The organism is Bacillus cereus group sp. RP32 (assembly GCF_040459735.1).
Taxonomy (GTDB): domain Bacteria; phylum Bacillota; class Bacilli; order Bacillales; family Bacillaceae_G; genus Bacillus_A; species Bacillus_A wiedmannii.
On record NZ_JARVHO010000001.1, the window covers coordinates 2,455,387 to 2,474,375 of the forward strand.

Consider the following 18,989-nt stretch of genomic DNA (forward strand, 5'->3'; position numbering starts at 1 on the left):
TATAAACGGATATTTCTATATTTTAACAAATTATTCAGAAAATTGATATTATTTTTTAATTTAAAGAAATAGATATTAAGTTATTAAATCACCTTGCATATTTTGGAATATGATTATAAAATATCGATATACGATGTATCGTGAGTCGATATATCAGGTAACGATGTATCGGAGGTAGTTATAATGAATGCGAAAGCGAAAAAATATATTCCGTTAACAGAGGCGACATATTACATATTGTTGTCACTTGTGAAGCCGATGCATGGTTACGGAATTATGCAAATGGTAGAAGAGATGACAAATGGAGAAGTAAAGCTCGGTCCTGGTACTTTATATGGGAATACGACGAAGTTACTAAAAGAGAAGTTAATAGTTGAAGTCGCCTCTACAGATAGAAAGAAGTGTTATGAGTTAACACCAATTGGTAGAGAAGTGTTAGAGCTAGAGTATAACAGGTTGCAGAGGTCGGTAAGAAATGGAAACAGTATATTAGGGGAGTGAATAGAAGATGAAGACAAAGAAGGTATTGAAATTTTTCGCGGCATGGAGTTTAGAAAAAGAAGAAGCTTTTTTACGGAGAATGCATCAAAAAGGATGGGCGCTACAAAATTATAATATGATGTATACGTTTAAGAAAACTGAGCCGAAAGATATAATCTATAAAGCCGATTTCAGAATGGATTATAGAGATTCAAAGGAAAAACAAAAAGAATATATTGAATTATATGAAATGTGTGGTTGGAAACATGTAACAAGTTTCACTAAATGGCACTACTTTTGCAAGGACGTAGCTGATGATAATGAGTTGCCAGATATATATTCGGAAAAAGAGACAAAAATCGAAAAGTTTAAAGACTTATTTAAATTTCTTGTATTTGTTTTTTCATTTGCAATGATATGTATGATTCCTACTTTCTTAAGTTCTTCGGAAGTTAGGATTCCAATTTTGATAAAAGGTTTAATTGGATTTTTAGGTTGTATGTATTTGTATATATTTGTGATGTTATTTTGGAAGATAAAAAAGTTAAAAAAAGAAATCCTTTAAAAATATAGAAAGGGGTATTAACATGATTATTTTGACTATGTTATTTATATATTTAATCTTAGGTGAAGGGGTTCTTGGTAAGTGGCTGTACAGTAGGTTGAAAGAAGATATACAAATAAATAAAAATGCTAGAGTTTCCTTTTATATAAGAACAATGAGTTTACTGTGGATATTAACCATCATTATGTTAATAACATCATACTCAATCAATATTCCATTTGAGGAGTATGGACTTAAACTACCATCTGCTAATTATATGGTGAGTAAGTATTTTGAAAATATGAATATATCATTGTGGATAGGTGTATGTATTGGGTTAATAGTGCCGTTGATTATTTTAAAGAAAAATAAACTTTTTCAAAGGTATACAGAAAGACAAATGAGTGATGCTTCAGAAATGCTCCCTAATAATTATCGAGAAACAATACTATGGATTTTTATTTGCATTACAGCAGGTGTAACAGAAGAGCTATTATTTCGTTCTTTCATGATGAATTACTTATCACAGATATTCCCAGCGCTATCGATAATATGGGTGCTAGTTATCTCGTCAATCATTTTTGGTTTAGCGCATTTTTATCAAGGTTGGAAAGGTATAGTGGGGACAACGATTTTAGGTTTCATGTTAGGAAGAGTATATGTTGCAACTGGATCAATTTATCCGTCTATAATTATACATATGCTTATAGATTTACTTGTACTTGTCCGCTTATTTATATTGAAAGGAAAAGTAATATTACAGAGAGTCTAAAGTAAATGTAGAATGAGATTAAAAAAGTTGCTTGAAACACAAGCAACTTTTTTATTAGAAAGACTGATTTTGCGCAGGTTTAATAAATTGTTCTGGGTTTTCAACAAGTCCGCATACAGCACATTGGACTCTGTATGTTGGTCCTTGATAGGACATATGAAAAGCATTCATCGTTTCATTTGTGTATTCTTCTTCTACTTGACCAGTTTGTGGATTTAACTTGACTGGTTTTACTTGTTGCTCAATAATATTAAAGCGAGTACGGTTCGTTTTACAGCTTGGACATAGCATTGGTTCCATATGTATACACCTCCATTTGTAGCATTTCTTAAACTCATTAATTTTATGCAAGCAAAAAAACTTTCTCAATATAAATGGGTATTTAAAGTATTCAAAATTCAGAAAAAATAAAATATAATAAAAGTACGAACTGGTTATGTCCAAACCAAATCTCCTGTTTTATGCCAATAAGCTGGGGGGCCGAGAAATCGGCCTCATTTTTTTGTGCTCGTTGCTATACGAAACAAGGTTTTTATGAGACATTTGTCGAAATTTTAGGGATGGATATAAAGGAGGATGTAAAATGAATTTAAAAATGAAGTACATCATTTTATATGTAGAAAAGCTTGAAGAATGTTTAAGATTTTATAAAGATATTTTACAGTTACCTATAAAAGCAGAGCATGGTACATATATTGAGTTTAATACTGGTTCTACAATTTTAGCGATGAACACGAGGCAAGATGTGAAAGAATTAACAGGACTACCACTTACAGAAGGCGAGTTACAATCTTCTCATTTTGAATTGGGATTCGTTGTTGATCATGTACAAGAAACAATCGAACAATTTAGAGAGCAAGGTATTAAAATCTTAGTTGAACCAATTGTGAAACCGTGGGGACAAACAATTGCATACATTGCCGATCCAGATGGGAATTATATTGAAATTTGCAGTTCATTAGAATAGAAGGAGAAAAAGTGATGGGGTTTCCGAAACTAGAAACAGAACGTTTACAATTAAGAGAACTAACACTGTTAGATGCAGAAACGATGTTCCATTATTTTTCAAAAGAATCTGTTATACGTTATTTCGGAATGGATTCTTTCGAAAATATTGAGCAAGCGAAAACGACTATTCAAACGTTTAAAAACCGTAATGAGGAGGGAAGTGTATTTCGCTGGGGAATAGAGAAAAAAGGGACGGGCCAATTAATCGGAACGTGCGGATTTCATTTAATAAACAAGCATCATAAGCGAGCTGAAATCGGTTATGAATTAGATGATACATATTGGGGACAAGGGTATGCAACGGAAGCGTTACAGGCGATTTTAGGTTATGGGTTTGAAACGTTACAACTTATAAGAATTGCAGCTGTTGTATATGTAGAAAATAAAGCTTCTCAAAAATTATTAAGTAAAGCAGGGTTTCAAGAAGAAGGATTACTTCGAAAACATATGATTCAAAATGGAGTTGCTCATGATACAATTTTATACTCGTTATTAAAAGAAGAGTGGAAGAAGTAATGAATACAAACGAGCTTATAAATATTATGAAGAAGCATAAAGAAAATAGATTCATTTTAGGTATAGATGGTTTAAGTCGATCGGGAAAGACAACATTTGTAACAAACTTAAAGGAAAATATGAAACAAGAAAGCATCCCGTTTCATATTTTTCATATTGATGATCATATAGTAGAGCGTAATAAACGATATCATACTGGCTATGAAGAATGGTATGAGTATTATTATTTGCAATGGGATATTGAGTCGCTTCGGCAGAAGTTTTTTCAGAAGTTACAAAATGAAACAAAACTGAAATTACCATTCTATAATAATGAGACAGACTCAAGTGAGATGAAAAAAGTACAGATACCCATAGTAGGTGTAATTGTAATTGAAGGTGTTTTTCTACAGCGAAAAGAGTGGAGAGATTTCTTTCATTATATGGTGTATTTAGATTGTCCAAGAGAGACACGTTTTCTTCGGGAGAGTCCGGAAACGCAGAAGGACCTTTCAAAGTTTGAGAATAGGTATTGGAAAGCAGAGGGTTTTTACTTAGAAACGGAATTGCCGAAGGATCGGGCGGATTTAGTCATACAATGATTGGAAAATAGAAGGAGAACAGAATGAATATTTTATGGGATTTTGATGGGACGTTATTTGATACGTATCCAGTTTATACAAAAATTCTTTCTCAAGTTTTAGGGAAGGAAATAAGTGAAGAGGAAATCTATACAAAGTTAAAGGTTTCATTTTCTCACGCAATTGATTATTATAAAATATCTAAAAAACAATTAAGTGAAATTGATGTATTAGAGAGTCGCATTATGATAGAAGATATAAAACCATTTGAAAAAGTGGAAGAGGTATTAAAGTTTGCCGATAAAAATGTCATTATGACTCATAAAGATAGAGCGGGGGTATTATCTATATTAAATCATTACGGCTGGAACAAATACTTCGTAGACATGTTTACAATTGACGATGGTTTCCCCCGAAAACCGAACGCTTTATCTTATGATCATTTGCATAAAAAGCACAATATTGATTTAGCTATTGGTGATAGAGAATTAGATTTATTACCTGCAAAAGAATTAGGTATTTCAACATGTATGTTTCAAGGGAACTGTGATGTAGCGAATTATTCTTTATCGCATTACTCGGAATTTTTTAACGTAGTGATTGATAGAGAGGTTATTTTATAAATAATTCAAATAAAACCTTTACTTTTTGCTTGAAAGTAGAGGTTATTTTCTATGCTTTATAAAAACTATAGAAAATTAATACTTTCTAGTAATTAGGAGGAGATTGGTATAACGATTTGAATTAGATAGTTATAGATAAATCTATAGATGAAAAGATTTCAATAAAGCGAGTGATCACATGAGTATTTTCATTTTAGAAGATGATGTCATACAAGCACAGCAAATGAAGCGGCTAGTTGAAGAGATTTGTGAGGAGTATAGGTTGCCTTTTGATTTTATAGAGGTAACTAGTAAAAGTGAAAACATTATTACGAACATTCCTAAGGCAAAGTATATCCCAATCTATTTTTTAGATATAGAGATAAAAAGAGAAGAGCGTAAAGGGTTACAAGTGGCACAAGAGATACGAAAGTATGATACACAAGGAATTATTGTGTTTGTAACGACGCATTCTGAATTTGCACCTATTTCATATCAATATATGGTATCAGCTTTAACTTTTATTGATAAAGGGGTGCCATACGAGGAGAGGCGTAACATTTTTGAACAATGTTTACTACAGTATGAAGCGCGTAATAAGCAAATTATTCCGTCAGATGACTTTATCGTTGAAAATAGTAATGCGACTGTACGGGTTCCGTTTCATGAAGTTGAATATGTTATGACTGATGAACCGCACCGTTTAGCATTAGTGACGTTAGATCGAATCGTTTCTTTTTACGGGACTTTAAAAGAAATTGAAATAATAGATGAACGTTTATTTCGTTGTCATCAATCATATATCGTGAATACGAAGCAAATGTCTTCTTATGATGCGAAGCAGAAAATGATAGTTTTAAAAAGTGGGAAACGCATTCCAGTATCACGGCGTTTAGTGAGTAAAATACGTAATATGTTAAAGGGTGAGATGTAATGTATATTTATGATTTATTTGCAATACTGCTTACTAGTATGAGCCATACGTTTTTATACATTCAATTAATCCGGTACAATAGGTTGTCATATAGAATGTTAATAGCTTTAAGTTCGGTATTTATTATTTTACTTGCTATTGTCGTAACAGTAACGAGATATCCAGAATTGAATAGTACCATTGTGTTGTTTCTAATAAGTTTAGGACTAATGCAAAATGAATTGAAATTGAAGCATAATGTATATTTTGCACTAGTGAGCATGGTGATTATAACGTTAGTGAAAATGTTGCTTTTCGATTTAGGAATGAAAATCTTTATGTTAACGCCATTGAATTTATATTTATGGACAGGTAGCATTATTCATCTTATCGTATCGACACTTACTTTTATCGGTATTCTATTAGCTCGCAAAAGAATCCAAAAAATTGCTCAATATATAGTAGGTAGTCCGCTTTACTATGTAACTTATATATTATTAATTGCCGGATTTATTATTGAACTAATCTTAACTCAGCCATCTTCTGCATTATTAGCACAATTAAATCAACAATACAGTGAAGTAAGTTATATTTCAGCGATTATTGTATTTTTATTATTACTAATCATTGTGCTAATGAGCGCACACTTATCGAAAGAAAAGTTACGAGAAGAGCACGAAAATCGTTTAGATAAAGAGTTATTAGATTATGTAGAAAAATTAGAGGATATGCACGATGAGCTTGCTAGTTTCCGTCATGATTATATGAATGTATTACTATCGTTAGAAGAGGGCATACGTACAAAAAATGTGAAGGAAATTGAGCAAGTGTATTATGACGTTATAGCTCCTACGTTAAAAACAATAAATGATCATGAACTTGATATTGCGAAATTATCTCGCATACATATTCCTGAAGTGAGAAGTGTATTAAGGGCGAAAGTTGGCACTGCCCAGCAGCAACAAATTAAAGTAATGCTTGATATACCGGAGGACATTGAAAGTGTTTCGATGACGATTATTTCATTTATTCGCATCATTTCAGTTTTAGTAGACAATGCAATTGAAGAAGCGGTGCATAGTGAGGAAAAGATATTGCAAATCGCATTCTTTGAAATGGACGCACGACAATATTTTATCGTGCGTAATAGTTCAAAGAGTGAAGCGATTGATTTGCAAAAAATTTATGAGAAAAACCATTCAAGTAAAGAAGGAGCGAGAGGATACGGGCTATTCTCATTAAAACGGATTATGAATAAAACAAATAACGCGACGTTAGAAACAACTTATGTAAGTCCTTATTTCACGCAAACATTCATATTAAAAGAGATGAAATGACCATCTATGATGAAAATGAAACCGAATAGGAAAGAACTACATACTTCCTTCACTCGTTTATATACACTTTAAGTAAGAGGTGAAGCGAGATGAATGGTCTTATTTTTACAACAATGATTAGCTTTGGTTTACCGCTTGTAGCACTTTTATATGCTGTTTGGAAGAAACGCTATATTCCATATATGTTAGGTGTATTGGCTTTTGTTGTATCACAAATATTGATTCGCATACCAATACTGAATTATGTAAATGGAAATAGCATAGATTTTCAAATGTTTTCTGTTATGCAGCCTGTCCTATTTGTACTTTTGCTTAGTTTATCAGCTGGTATTTTTGAAGAGATAGCTCGTTTTATTGCAATGCGTTATTTTATGAAGCAACGAGATTGGCAGTCTGGTTTTTTATTTGGAGCAGGGCATGGTGGTATTGAGGCAATGTTGATAGTTGGTATCCCGGTAATATCCCTATTATTGTCACAAACAGTCATTCAAAATGGTAACAGTTATTATTTCGGCGGTATTGAGCGCATGTTTGCGATGATATTACATGTTGGACTTGCCTTCATTGTATTGCAAGCTGTCGTCCAAAAGAAATTTCGTTATGTTGTATATGCAATTCTCATCCATGGGACTGCAAATACATTAGCGGGCATTATATTGCTATATGTAAAAGGGAAAAGCGGAATCATTATGTCAGAAGTTTCAATAGCAATTTGTGCTTTACTCGTTTTTAGTTATAGTTTCATTTTAAAAAGAAAGGGTGTATGAAAATGAGAAGAATATTACTTATTATGATAAGTGCTATCGCGGCGTTCGCACTTGCAGCATGTACCGGTAATAAAGTAGATGGAAGTACGGAGAAAAAATTTATTCCGAAGGCGGAAGAAATTGTATCATTATTAAATGAGGCGAAGTATAAAGACGTGCATGAAAAATTTGATAGTAAAATGAAAGCGGGATTACCAGAAGAAAAAATGAAAGATCTTACACCTGTAATTGAGAAAGCTGGTACGTTCGAAAAAATTGAGAAACAATCGATTGAAGAAAAAGATGGTTTATATACTGTTATACTTGTAGCGAAATATAGTAAGGAACAACGGACATATATTATAACTTATAATGACAAAGAAGAAATAGCAGGTTTATTTATTAAATAAAAACAGATACAGTGGAAGTCTCCGCTGTATCTGTTTTTTATTTTAACCAAATTATGGTTATTCATGCTAATATAAACACATAGCTATAGAGAGGGGTGGGTTAGTATGAAAACTGAAATAGTTCCTAAAAGGAAGTACAGTATAATAAGTTATATATCTTTACTCATCGGCATTTTATGTTTTTTGTTCGTTTTTATTACCCCGACAAGGATAGCGAATGCAGGTAATATAGTGGGAGATTATATTACAGTTGCCCTCACAGTAGCAGGTATTATACTTTCTGTCATTACGATGACGAAAAAAAACGAGAAGAAGGGAATTGCTATTCTTTCATTCATACTGTCCTCATCATTTTTTATATTTTGGATCATCGCAATTATCCTATTGTTTACTGGTCAAATTAGTTTTGCGCCGTAATAGCGAAAAAAAGAGTCCTTCATACGAGAAGGACTCTTTTTATTCACTTTCTTCTGGTTGATATTCTAAAATATCGCCTGGTTGGCATTCTAATGCTTTACAAATGGCTTCTAAAGTTGAAAAACGAACTGCTTTTGCTTTTCCGTTTTTCAAAATAGAAAGGTTAGCCATTGTAATTCCAACCTTCTCCGAAAGCTCTGTTACGCTCATTTTTCTTTTCGCTAACATTACATCAATATTAATAATAATTGCCATATTATTCACCTCAGACCGTTAAATCATTTTCTGATTTTATATCTATCGCATCTTTTAATAGTCTTTGGAGAACGGCAGCAAAGACCGCGATTACCATTGAAGCAAAAATCATAATCATTCCAATAATAATAATGCCAGGGGCGTCATCTCTCTCTGCCACAAGATAGAAAAGTGGCAAACCTAATACATATAATACACTAATTGCTAGTGCACTGTACTTAATATTTTTTAAAGCTTTAACAGATAACTCTGAGAATGCGTTGTTCTTATCAATATAGTTTAAAAGCTTAAATGTTTGATACAACGCAAAATAATAAGGTATTGCTGTTGCGTATAAGTTGATAAATACAAGATATTTAATATATGCAATATCAGGATATAGTTCTGCAGCGAAATTTCCTATTTTAGGGACTAAAAAAATGCACATAGCAAGAACAGGGATACCCATTAGAATCACAGCTGTCTTTAGGAAGAGTGTTGATCCTTGTTTCATAAAAAGCACCTCATTTATTTAATATCTTATTAATTTACCATGAAATTTATTGTTTAACAATAAATTTTTATTTATTTCAGTTGGGGATTTATTGTTAAACAAGTTAATAATGAAAAATCTTCTTTATTAAGATAGATGAACTATAACGACATGTAATGAATGAGAAAGTTACGATTGTTAGCTTTATAAGAATTGGGAACTAATAAAACATATGTAGGTTGTGAAAAGTAAAGGAAAATCAGACCTTTGTATGTAAATGAATGTGAAATAAATGGAGGCGCAATAATGTCGGAATTAGCTTTAAAGATGAAGAGATTGTTGTTATTAGGAACAATCACAATAAGTATGGTATGTACTGAAAGTTTGGTGAATTATCATACAGTGGAAGCTAAAGTGAAAAAAGTAGAACGTCAACCGAAAAATGTAATCATAATGGTTATGGACGGAACGAGTTCTTCAGCAACTACATTAGCTCGCTTGTATAAAGGGAAACCACTTGCATTAGACGAAATGGTAACAGGAGGTGTTCGTACCTATTCGGCTGAATCAGCTATAACAGACTCAGCCCCAGCAGCTACAGCTTTAGCGACGGGGAATAAATCGAATTCTGGATATGTAGGTGTATTACCTTCAATTGTAAGTTCACCTAGCTTAAAATCAATAAAAGAAGAGGACAAGTTACGGCCAGTTGCCAATGTTTTAGAAGGTGCTAAACGCACTGGTCGCGCAACTGGAATAGTTGCTACAGCTGAAATTCAGCATGCTACTCCCGCTGGATTTTCTGCTCACCATATTAACCGTAAGCGTTTTGACGTAATTGCGGAGCAGCAAGTGTATCAAAATATAGATGTCGTATTAGGTGGGGGAAAAGAGGCACTGCTACCTATAAAAAGAAAAGATGGTGAAGATTTAGTAAAGGTGATTCAAGACAAAGGATACGACTTTGTTGAAACGAAAGATGCATTATTGAACTCTAAATCTAAGAAAATTTGGGGCTCTTTCTCACAAAATGCTTTAGCATTTGATATGGATCGTGAAGCAACAAATCCGGAGCAACCAACACTTTCTCAAATGACGGAAAAAGCAATTCAAACACTATCAAAAGATAAAGATGGTTTCTTTTTATTTGTAGAGGGAAGTAAGCCAGACTGGGCAGCTCATGTGAACGATCCAATAGGGATGATTAGTGATGTATTAGCATTTGATAACGCAGTTGCAGAAGCATTGGAATTTGCAAAAAAAGATGGTAATACGATGTTAATAGCTGTAACTGATCATGGTAACAGCGGTATTTCTATTGGGAATGCGAATACGACAAAAGGCTATAATATTACGCCGGTCTCTGCATACATTGGTCCATTAAAAAAATCAAAAATGACACTTGAAGGTGCTACAAATAAACTGAAATCTGATTTATCAAATGTAGAAGATGTAGCTAAATTATACGGTTTGGACAATTTAACTTATGATGAAAAAGAAAGAGTAAAAGCAGCAAAAAAGAAATCGGATGTAGGTCCAATACTTACTACATTATTGGCCAATCGTGCGAACATAGGCTTCACAACAGGAGGCCATACAGGTGAGGATGTGTTTTTGTATTCTTACGGTCCTCAAAAGCCAAACGGTTTGATCCAAAACACAGACATTGCGAAGACGATGGCGAAAGCAATGGGCTTTAACTTAGAAGAAGTAACAAACAAATTATTTGTAGAGAGTGAATTAGCCTTTAAACGAAAAGGTGCAACAGTAATAATAGATAATACTGATGCAGAAAACCCAGTGCTCATAGTAAAACGTAATAATGTAAAAGCTCAATTATTTGTAAATAAAAATATAATTCGTATTAAGAATAAAGAATATGAATTAGGTAGTGTCGTTGTAGAAAGCAATGGCAAGTTCTATATACCAGAAGAAGCAATCCATTTATTCATAAAATATTCTCATTAAAAAAGCCAATTCCTTAGCTAGTACTTAGGAATTGGCTTTTTTTGTGTAGATGAAATTTCATTCGAAAACAAGAGTAAAGAGAATCACAAATTCTAAAATGGACTTCTTGTAAATTTATTTATCATATGTTTTTTACCCTGAAAAATATTTCTCAACATTTTAGCTCTTCGAAAAGATTGAATATTCGTATTATAACGAATATTATGTTCCTATCGGCAAAAAAAACGATAATTTGCAGACACTGGGGAGGAAAAGCATTGAAAAAGAATAAGAAGTTAAAACCATTATCAGTTTTAGCAACAGCGGCAGTGCTAAGTAGTACGTTTGCTTTTGGAAGTCATGCAGCGTATGCTGATACGCCACCATCTTTACCAATTGATGAGCATTTAATACCAGATGAGCGTTTGGCAGAAGCGCTGAAACAAAGGGGAGTAATTGATCAATCTGCATCACAAGCTGAGACATCAAAGGCTGTCGAAAATTATGTTGAGAAAAAGAAAGGGGAAAACCCTGGGAAAGAAATCTTGACAGGAGATAGTCTTACGCAAGAAGCTTCTGATTTTATGAAAAAAGTAAAAGATACAAAAATGAAGGAAAATGAACAAGCGCAGCAACCTGAAGTAGGACCAGTGGCTGGACAAGATGCAGGATTGAATTCTAGAAAACTAAATGGAAAAGTACCTACTACACCAGCGAAGCAAGAAGAGTACAATGGAGCTGTTCGAAAAGATAAAGTGCTTGTTTTACTCGTAGAATTTAGCGATTTTAAGCATAATAATATTGATCAAGAACCGGGTTACATGTATTCTAAGGACTTTAATCGTGAACATTATCAAAAAATGATATTTGGTGATGAGCAATTTACGTTATTTGATGGATCGAAGATTAATACTTTTAAACAATATTATGAAGAGCAATCTGGCGGAAGCTACACAGTTGATGGCACTGTAACCGAATGGCTTACTGTTCCAGGAAAAGCTTCAGATTATGGTGCGGATGCGGGAACTGGTCATGATAATAAAGGTCCTTTAGGGCCACGCGATTTTGTGAAAGAAGCATTAAAAGCAGCTGTAGCAAAAGGCATTAATTTAGCTGATTATGATCAATTTGATCAATACGATCAAGATGGTGATGGAAATAAAAACGAGCCAGATGGAATTATTGACCACCTAATGGTTGTACATGCGGGCGTAGGTCAAGAAGCTGGCGGTGGTAAATTGAAAGATGATGCGATTTGGTCCCATCGTTCAAAACTAGGATCAAAGCCATATGCGATTGATGGTACAAAATCTACTGTATCAAACTGGGGCGGAAAGATGGCTGCATATGATTATACAATCGAGCCTGAAGACGGAGCAGTTGGTGTGTTTGCGCATGAGTATGGTCATGATTTAGGCTTACCAGATGAATATGATACAAAGTACTCTGGACAAGGTGAACCTGTTGAATCATGGTCCCTTATGAGCGGCGGTAGCTGGGCTGGAAAAATTGCGGGAACAGAGCCAACAAGTTTCTCACCGCAAAATAAAGAGTTTTTCCAAAAGAATATGAAGGGGAACTGGGCGAATATCGTCGAAGTAGATTATGATAAACTTCGCACGGGAATTGGTACTGCAACATATTTAGATCAAAGTGTTACAAAATCAAAACGACCAGGAATCGTTCGTGTTAACTTGCCAGACAAAGATATAAAAAATATCGAATCAGCATTTGGTAAGAAGTTTTATTACAGCACAAAAGGAAATGACATTCATACAACACTTGAGACACCAGTATTTGACTTAACGACTGCAACGGATGCTAAGTTTGATTATAAGGCATTTTATGAATTGGAAGCGAAGTATGATTTCCTTGACGTAAATGCGATTGCAGAAGATGGAACGAAGACACGTATTGATAGAATGGGCGAAAAAGATGTAAAAGGCGGCGTAGATACAACAGATGGTAAGTGGGTTGATAAATCATACGATTTAAGCCAATTTAAAGGAAAGAAAGTAAAACTGCAATTTGAGTATGTAACAGATATTGCAGTAGCTTATAAAGGATTTGCATTAGACAATGCAGCATTAACTGTAGATAGAAAAGTTGTTTTCTCTGATGATGCAGAAGGCCAGCCAGCAATGACGCTAAAAGGATTTACTGTGTCTAACGGATTTGAACAGAAAAAACATAACTACTATATCGAGTGGCGAAATTATGCTGGGTCTGACACGGCGCTACAACATGCACGTGGTCCAGTATTTAATACAGGAATGGTTGTATGGTATGCGGATCAAAGCTTTACAGATAACTGGGTAGGCGTTCATCCAGGCGAAGGATTCCTTGGGGTAGTAGATTCTCATCCAGAGGCAATCGTAGGAACATTAAATGGACAACCAACTGTGAAGAGCAGTACGCGTTATCAAATTGCCGATGCGGCATTCTCATTTGATCAAACGCCAGCATGGAAAGTAAATTCGCCAACCCGCGGTATTTTTGATTATAAAGGATTGCCAGGCGTTGCGAAATTTGATGATTCTAAGCAATACATCAACAGTGTTATTCCAGATGCCGGACGTAAGTTGCCGAAACTTGGATTGAAGTTTGAAGTAGTAGGTCAAGCTGAAGACAAGTCTGCAGGTGCAGTTTGGATCCATCGCTAAAATAAAATGAAAAGGAGCTGCCATAAGTCGGTGAAACCTGACTTATGGCAGCTCTTTTCTTCTTGTGAGAAAAAACTGTTACATAAATACAAATCGAAAAAAATTACCATTAAAAAAAAGAAAAGATGTGCAGAAGTGAAAAAGTCCTCTGCTTTTATATATATTTATTGGAAAAAATAGATGTTTCTTTTATAATTGAAATGCTCCATCAGTCCGATTATATAAGATTTTTTGACCGTAAGTAATTTGTAAGTAATGAGTAAGAAAAAAGAGATTTTTATATTATATAATATTTATTACAGCTACTTTTAACACCTGATACTAATAGTATGCTATAATGTGAATTAGCAACATAAAGGAAAGGAATTAGACCAATGACATTAGAAAATACTAAAAATTTAAAAAAACAAGTTGCTCCGTATGAAAAATCAACGATTAAAAAAAGTGTGTGGCAACTTATTAACACAATTGTGCCGTTCATTATTTTATGGTACCTTGCTTATAAAAGTTTGTCCGTTTCTTATTGGTTATCGTTAGTTCCATCTCTGTTAGCCGCTGGTTTTATGACACGGATTTTCATTATTTTTCATGATTGTACCCATTATTCATTCTTTAAAAGTCGACCTGCAAATAGAATCGTAGGGACATGTATGGGTGTGTTAACTTTATTCCCGTTTGATCAATGGGGACATGAGCATTCTATTCATCACGCTACAAGTGGTAATTTGGATAAGCGAGGTACAGGAGATATTTGGACGCTTACAGTTGATGAATATTTAGCTGCTCCATTTAGACTGCGTTTAGCATATCGCTTATATCGCAATCCATTCGTTATGTTTGGATTAGGTCCGATTTATGTTTTCTTACTTAAAAATAGATTTAACCGAAAAGGTGCTAGACAGAAAGAACGTATGAATACGTATTTGACGAATATTATAATCGTTGCTTTAATAGCTATACTTTGCTGGGCAATTGGGTGGCAATCGTTTCTGTTAGTGCATGGTACGATATTCTTAATAGCAGGTTCAGTAGGAATTTGGCTGTTTTACGTACAGCACACATTCGAAGATTCTTATTTTGAAGAGGATAAAGATTGGGAATATGTGAAAGCGGCAGTGGAAGGAAGTTCATTTTATAAACTTCCAAAAATCTTGCAATTTCTAACTGGTAATATTGGATTCCATCATGTTCACCATTTAAGTCCAAGAGTACCTAACTATAAACTAGAAGAGGCACACAATAATACGCTTCCGTTAAAAAATGTACCAACGATTACACTTGCTACAAGCTTACGATCACTCCGTTTTCGTCTTTGGGATGAGAAAAGTAACAATTTTGTTACCTTTAAAGAATTCAAAAAAATAATTAAAAACAATGTTTCTGTTCGAGTGAAATCTGAACTATAATTTCATCGTATATAAAAAACTCTCCTTAATCATTTTCGATTTAAGGGGAGTTTTTGTTTAATTATTATATGATCGATATTGAGGAGGAGGAATGCTTATGTGTAGGTATAAATATAAAGAGACAGTAATTATATTATGTAAACAAAATGAATCATTATAATTTTTTTTATAGTGAAGGATATAGTACATATATAATGGAAATCAGAAGGTGGAAGATAGTAATTATAAGAACACATACAACGTAATAAAATAATTCTTTCAAAAGGAAGGGGACATGAAAGATGTTGAAATTACAAGGAAAATACAATGAAGCAAAAGTATTTACGAATAACGTTGATGAGACTGCAACTGGGCAGATTATTGATCTTTGTAACCAAGAATTCGTAAAGGATAGTCAAATTCGTATTATGCCAGACACACATGCAGGAGCAGGTTGCACGATTGGGACAACGATGACAATACAAGATAAAATTGTTCCTAATCTTGTAGGGGTAGACATTGGTTGTGGTATGGAAGTTGTTGTGATTGATAAGAAAAAAGAAGAAATTAATTTCGATTACTTAGACGAAACGATTCGTAAATTTGTTCCAAGTGGTTTTCGTATCCGAGATAAAGAACATCGATTCTCAAAAATGATTGATTTTGATGGTGTGAAGGCCCCATATACATTACAACGAGCTCAAAAAAGTATAGGTACTCTTGGAGGAGGAAATCATTTTGTCGAATTAAATGAAGATGATAAAGGAAATGTATATATTGTCATTCATAGTGGTTCTCGTAATTTAGGTAAACAAATTGCAGAGTATTACCAGAACTTCGCGTATGAACAACTAATTCATGTTACATCAATGAAGGATGAGATTATTAAGAGATTAACTAAAGAGGGGAGAGAAAAAGAAATACAAGAAACTTTACGTGGAATTAAGAAGCCACAGATTCGTAAAGAACTAGCTTATTTAGAAGGAGAAGGATTCAAAGATTATATGAATGACATGAATATTGCCCAAAAGTATGCTGAGTTCAATCGTAAAGCAATGATTGATGAAATTGTCACTAAAATGGATTGGAAAGTAACTGATCAATTTACTACAATACATAACTATATTGACATGGAAAATATGATTCTACGAAAAGGTGCTATTTCAGCTCAGAAAGATGAACGAGTAATTATTCCAATTAACATGAGAGATGGTTCAATTATTGCATTTGGTAAAGGTAATCCAGACTGGAACTTTTCTGGTCCGCATGGGGCAGGACGTATCATGAGTCGTAAGAAGGCTAAAGAATTATTGAGTCTAGAGGACTTCCAAAATACGATGAAAGAGGTTTGGACTACATCGGTAGTAGAGAGCACAATTGATGAGGCCCCAATGGTATACAAGCCAATGGATGAAATTATAGAAAATACAAAAGAAACAATAGATATAAAGCACATTATTAAGCCATTATATAATTTTAAAGCGAATTAGAAGGGATAAATAAGCAGCCAGAAAAAACTATTTTTCGTATCTTTTGTTCGAAAACAATCTAATCAAGGGAAGTAGTTCCATTTTATTGCGATGGGATAGAAGAAGTCGATTTCCTGTGGAGTTAAGGAATCGACTTTTTTATTTATTTTGTTGAATGAAAGCAACCGTTAGCTTAATAGCAAAGGATTATAACCGTCTATTTCTCCCAAAGCTCAATTAGACGACCTTCAGGATCTTTAATCCAAATAAACTTTCCGAACTCACTAGTTTCTTCTTTCTTTTCAAGAGGTACACCAATATGTTCAAGATGCTGAATAGTCTCATTTAAATTATGTACTTCAAAATTTAACATTACTTGCTGTTCTATTGGAAAATAATTATCATTTTCGGTAAAGAAAGAAAAAATAGTCTCATTTCCTAATTGGGGTTTAATCACAGTCCCATTCCAATTTTCTATTTCAATTTTCAACACTTCACTGTACCATTTTTTTATAACATCAAGATTGTTAGTTCTCCAAAATATTCCCCCGAAACCTTTTATCATTGTAGATAACTCCTGTCTTTTTTAAAACTTTTAAGCAATATATATTCAATATATCAAAACAGTAATAGTAAGGAAAATCAATAACGTATAAAAAGTGAAAAATTCCAATTACTAGTATTGTAGTATTTACCACATTATAGAAATTGGTATCACTTTTCAAAGAACTTGCAATCCAAGTAAAGGTATATAGCAATACTGACTCGTATGAGGTAATGAATGAAAAGGGAATAGAACAAATGACAATGATAAAAGACCGCATATGAAATGAAAGCCATGTGCGGTCTTTTATATATAAGTATAGTATTACATAGTCTCGCTAATTTTACTTTCACTATGAGTGTTAGTAGCAATTCTTTTCTTAACTTTAAAGTGATAGTAGGTATAGCAAAAAACGATAAACGGTACAGTGCAATAGATTCCAAGTCGTTGTTCTGGGATAAAAATAAGACTGATTAATATAATGCCATACAATCCAAAACCAAGAATTGGTACAAGTGGATAAAGTGGAGTTTTAAATTTTAAGTCTTCTAATTTTCCACCGTCTGCTAAATAATGTTTACGGAAAAAGAATTGAGAGACACAAATTGACATCCAAACAATGATTGTAATGACGCCAGAAATGGAAATTAACCATAAGTAAACTGTTTCAGCAGCTACAACGCTTGTTAAAAGAGAAAAAGCAGAAATAGAAATTGTCAAAATTAAAGCGTTTAAAGGTATTCCTCGTGAAGATAATTTTTTTAAAAAGGCCGGAGCCATTTCATTTTTTGATAATGACCAAAGCATGCGAGTTGCGGCGTACAGTCCAGAGTTTGCGACAGAAAGAACAGCAGTAAGAATAACAAAATTCATAATATCAGCTGCATATGGAATACCGATATTATCAAATACAGCAACGAATGGGCTCTTTGTTAATCCTGCTTCTTCCCAAGGAATTAAAGCAACAAGAACAAAGATTGCTAAGACGAAGAAAAACATCGTGCGCCATATAATATTTCTAATAGAACGAGGTAAAGTTTTTGCTGGATCTTCACTTTCACCTGCTGCGATTCCGACAAGTTCTGTACCTTGGAAGGAATAATTGACTGTAACCATTGTTAATAGAATAGCTGCAAGTCCATTTGGGAATAAACCGCCATGATTTACGAAATTTGATAATAACGGGGCTGGTTCGTCGCCTTTTAAGTCAATAAAACCGAACATAGCGGCACCGCCAAGGATAATAAAAGCTATAATGGCAGATACTTTTATACTTGAAAACCAAAATTCTGTTTCTGCATAACTACGAGCAGATAATGCGTTAATAGTGAAGATAGTAACGCCAAATATTAAACACCAAACCCAAACAGGAATATCAGGAAACCAGCGCTGCATTGTAATGCCGGCAGTGGTAAATTCAAGACCGGTCGTATTCGCCCAGCTTAACCAATACAACCATCCGATTGTAAATCCAGTTGCAGGATTGATGAACTTAGTTGCATATTCCTGAAAAGAACCTGAAACAGGCATGGCTACAGCAAGTTCACCAAGACAAAGCATAACGAAATACATTAATAATCCACCAGCCATAAAGGCAAGTACGGATCCACCAGGTCCAGCTTGACTTATAATAAAACCAGATCCGTTAAATAATCCCGTTCCAATCACACCACCGAGTGCAATCATGAATAAGTGTCTACTTTTCATCGTACGTTTTAATTCATTGTTTGTATTACTTACTTGCGTCATTGTTTTCCTCACTTTCGTAGTTGATAGAATGAAGTTTGATGTTTTTCCGTATTGTGGAATGTATTCCGTGATGTGAAATCTTGTTATAATTTTCAGATAATTAAAAAGAAAAGTCAATGTTTTTTTGTTCACGCTTACAAATTGTTATCAGTGGCACATTTTTATTTTTAGAAAATTGAATAAATAGATTGATTTCATTT

The 18,989-nt window shown here is 33.7% G+C and carries 21 protein-coding genes; 16 read left to right on the plus strand and 5 right to left on the minus strand.

Annotated elements, in window-relative coordinates:
• The first annotated feature begins 183 nt into the window (after window positions 1-183).
• The 3 genes from QCI46_RS12645 to QCI46_RS12655 are packed head-to-tail and all read left to right on the plus strand — an operon-like array spanning window position 184 to window position 1,796.
• Window positions 184-501, plus strand: coding sequence for a PadR family transcriptional regulator (locus tag QCI46_RS12645; RefSeq protein WP_098091342.1), 318 nt, complete (start codon window positions 184-186; stop codon window positions 499-501).
• 7 nt (window positions 502-508) lie between these two features.
• The gene (locus tag QCI46_RS12650; protein ID WP_332297227.1) at window positions 509-1,045 is read left to right on the plus strand and encodes a DUF2812 domain-containing protein; all 537 of its coding nucleotides are present in this window, start codon (window positions 509-511) and stop codon (window positions 1,043-1,045) included.
• A 22-nt stretch (window positions 1,046-1,067) separates the two neighbouring features.
• A complete protein-coding gene (locus QCI46_RS12655; RefSeq protein ID WP_098150917.1) occupies window positions 1,068-1,796 on the plus strand; it encodes a CPBP family intramembrane glutamic endopeptidase in 729 nt (242 codons plus the stop codon).
• 54 nt (window positions 1,797-1,850) lie between these two features.
• Here QCI46_RS12655 and QCI46_RS12660 read toward each other — a convergent pair whose 3' ends face one another.
• On the minus strand, window positions 1,851-2,096 hold the full coding sequence (locus tag QCI46_RS12660; protein ID WP_353840420.1) for a DNA alkylation repair protein: 246 nt from the start codon (window positions 2,094-2,096) through the stop codon (window positions 1,851-1,853).
• A gap of 283 nt (window positions 2,097-2,379) precedes the next feature.
• Here QCI46_RS12660 and QCI46_RS12665 point away from each other — a divergent pair, with 283 nt between their 5' ends.
• The 9 genes from QCI46_RS12665 (at window position 2,380) to QCI46_RS12705 (ending at window position 8,305) form a co-directional block, all read left to right on the plus strand.
• A complete protein-coding gene (locus QCI46_RS12665; protein ID WP_001049874.1) occupies window positions 2,380-2,763 on the plus strand; it encodes a VOC family protein in 384 nt (127 codons plus the stop codon).
• A gap of 14 nt (window positions 2,764-2,777) precedes the next feature.
• Window positions 2,778-3,320 carry a GNAT family N-acetyltransferase gene (locus QCI46_RS12670; protein ID WP_327961488.1) on the plus strand — a complete coding sequence of 181 codons (543 nt, stop codon included), beginning with the start codon at window positions 2,778-2,780 and terminating at the stop codon, window positions 3,318-3,320.
• Window positions 3,320-3,901: a kinase gene (locus tag QCI46_RS12675; protein ID WP_327961490.1), complete on the plus strand. Its 582-nt coding sequence runs from the start codon at window positions 3,320-3,322 to the stop codon at window positions 3,899-3,901. Before QCI46_RS12670 ends, QCI46_RS12675 begins: the two co-directional genes overlap by 1 nt.
• A 23-nt stretch (window positions 3,902-3,924) precedes the next feature.
• A complete protein-coding gene (locus tag QCI46_RS12680) occupies window positions 3,925-4,503 on the plus strand; it encodes an HAD-IA family hydrolase (RefSeq protein WP_353840421.1) in 579 nt (192 codons plus the stop codon).
• 178 nt (window positions 4,504-4,681) lie between these two features.
• Entirely contained in the window at window positions 4,682-5,416 is a 735-nt protein-coding gene (locus QCI46_RS12685; protein ID WP_353840422.1) for a LytR/AlgR family response regulator transcription factor, read from the plus strand.
• Window positions 5,416-6,732 carry a GHKL domain-containing protein gene (locus QCI46_RS12690; RefSeq protein WP_353840423.1) on the plus strand — a complete coding sequence of 439 codons (1,317 nt, stop codon included), beginning with the start codon at window positions 5,416-5,418 and terminating at the stop codon, window positions 6,730-6,732. Before QCI46_RS12685 ends, QCI46_RS12690 begins: the two co-directional genes overlap by 1 nt.
• 89 nt (window positions 6,733-6,821) lie before the next feature.
• The gene (locus tag QCI46_RS12695; protein WP_327959977.1) at window positions 6,822-7,499 is read left to right on the plus strand and encodes a YhfC family glutamic-type intramembrane protease; all 678 of its coding nucleotides are present in this window, start codon (window positions 6,822-6,824) and stop codon (window positions 7,497-7,499) included.
• 2 nt (window positions 7,500-7,501) lie between these two features.
• The gene (locus tag QCI46_RS12700; RefSeq protein WP_353840424.1) at window positions 7,502-7,888 is read left to right on the plus strand and encodes a DUF3887 domain-containing protein; all 387 of its coding nucleotides are present in this window, start codon (window positions 7,502-7,504) and stop codon (window positions 7,886-7,888) included.
• A 105-nt stretch (window positions 7,889-7,993) separates the two neighbouring features.
• Window positions 7,994-8,305, plus strand: a complete 312-nt coding sequence (locus QCI46_RS12705; RefSeq protein ID WP_327959975.1) for a hypothetical protein — start codon at window positions 7,994-7,996, stop codon at window positions 8,303-8,305.
• A gap of 39 nt (window positions 8,306-8,344) precedes the next feature.
• Here QCI46_RS12705 and QCI46_RS12710 read toward each other — a convergent pair whose 3' ends face one another.
• Entirely contained in the window at window positions 8,345-8,560 is a 216-nt protein-coding gene (locus tag QCI46_RS12710; RefSeq protein WP_000974621.1) for a helix-turn-helix domain-containing protein, read from the minus strand.
• A 10-nt stretch (window positions 8,561-8,570) separates the two neighbouring features.
• The gene (locus QCI46_RS12715; RefSeq protein WP_166704644.1) at window positions 8,571-9,053 is read right to left on the minus strand and encodes a DUF2975 domain-containing protein; all 483 of its coding nucleotides are present in this window, start codon (window positions 9,051-9,053) and stop codon (window positions 8,571-8,573) included.
• A 285-nt stretch (window positions 9,054-9,338) separates the two neighbouring features.
• Between QCI46_RS12715 and QCI46_RS12720 the strand changes: the two genes are divergently transcribed.
• From QCI46_RS12720 to QCI46_RS12735, 4 genes are all read left to right on the plus strand, one after another.
• A complete protein-coding gene (locus tag QCI46_RS12720) occupies window positions 9,339-11,000 on the plus strand; it encodes an alkaline phosphatase (RefSeq protein WP_353840426.1) in 1,662 nt (553 codons plus the stop codon).
• Window positions 11,001-11,257: 257 nt separating this feature from the next.
• Complete coding sequence (locus QCI46_RS12725) at window positions 11,258-13,642, plus strand: immune inhibitor A domain-containing protein (RefSeq protein ID WP_353840427.1); 2,385 nt, start codon at window positions 11,258-11,260, stop codon at window positions 13,640-13,642.
• Between the two features lie 374 nt (window positions 13,643-14,016).
• Window positions 14,017-15,048 (plus strand): Delta(5) desaturase DesA, encoded by a 1,032-nt coding sequence (gene desA / locus QCI46_RS12730; RefSeq protein ID WP_116891975.1) that lies wholly within the window; start codon window positions 14,017-14,019, stop codon window positions 15,046-15,048.
• Between the two features lie 281 nt (window positions 15,049-15,329).
• A complete protein-coding gene (locus QCI46_RS12735) occupies window positions 15,330-16,517 on the plus strand; it encodes an RtcB family protein (protein WP_353840428.1) in 1,188 nt (395 codons plus the stop codon).
• A gap of 196 nt (window positions 16,518-16,713) precedes the next feature.
• On the opposite strand, the gene QCI46_RS12740 is transcribed toward QCI46_RS12735, so the two are convergent.
• The gene (locus tag QCI46_RS12740; RefSeq protein WP_327959971.1) at window positions 16,714-17,061 is read right to left on the minus strand and encodes a VOC family protein; all 348 of its coding nucleotides are present in this window, start codon (window positions 17,059-17,061) and stop codon (window positions 16,714-16,716) included.
• A 303-nt stretch (window positions 17,062-17,364) separates the two neighbouring features.
• Entirely contained in the window at window positions 17,365-18,789 is a 1,425-nt protein-coding gene (locus tag QCI46_RS12745; protein WP_088063805.1) for an amino acid permease, read from the minus strand.
• Window positions 18,790-18,989 lie beyond the last annotated feature (200 nt).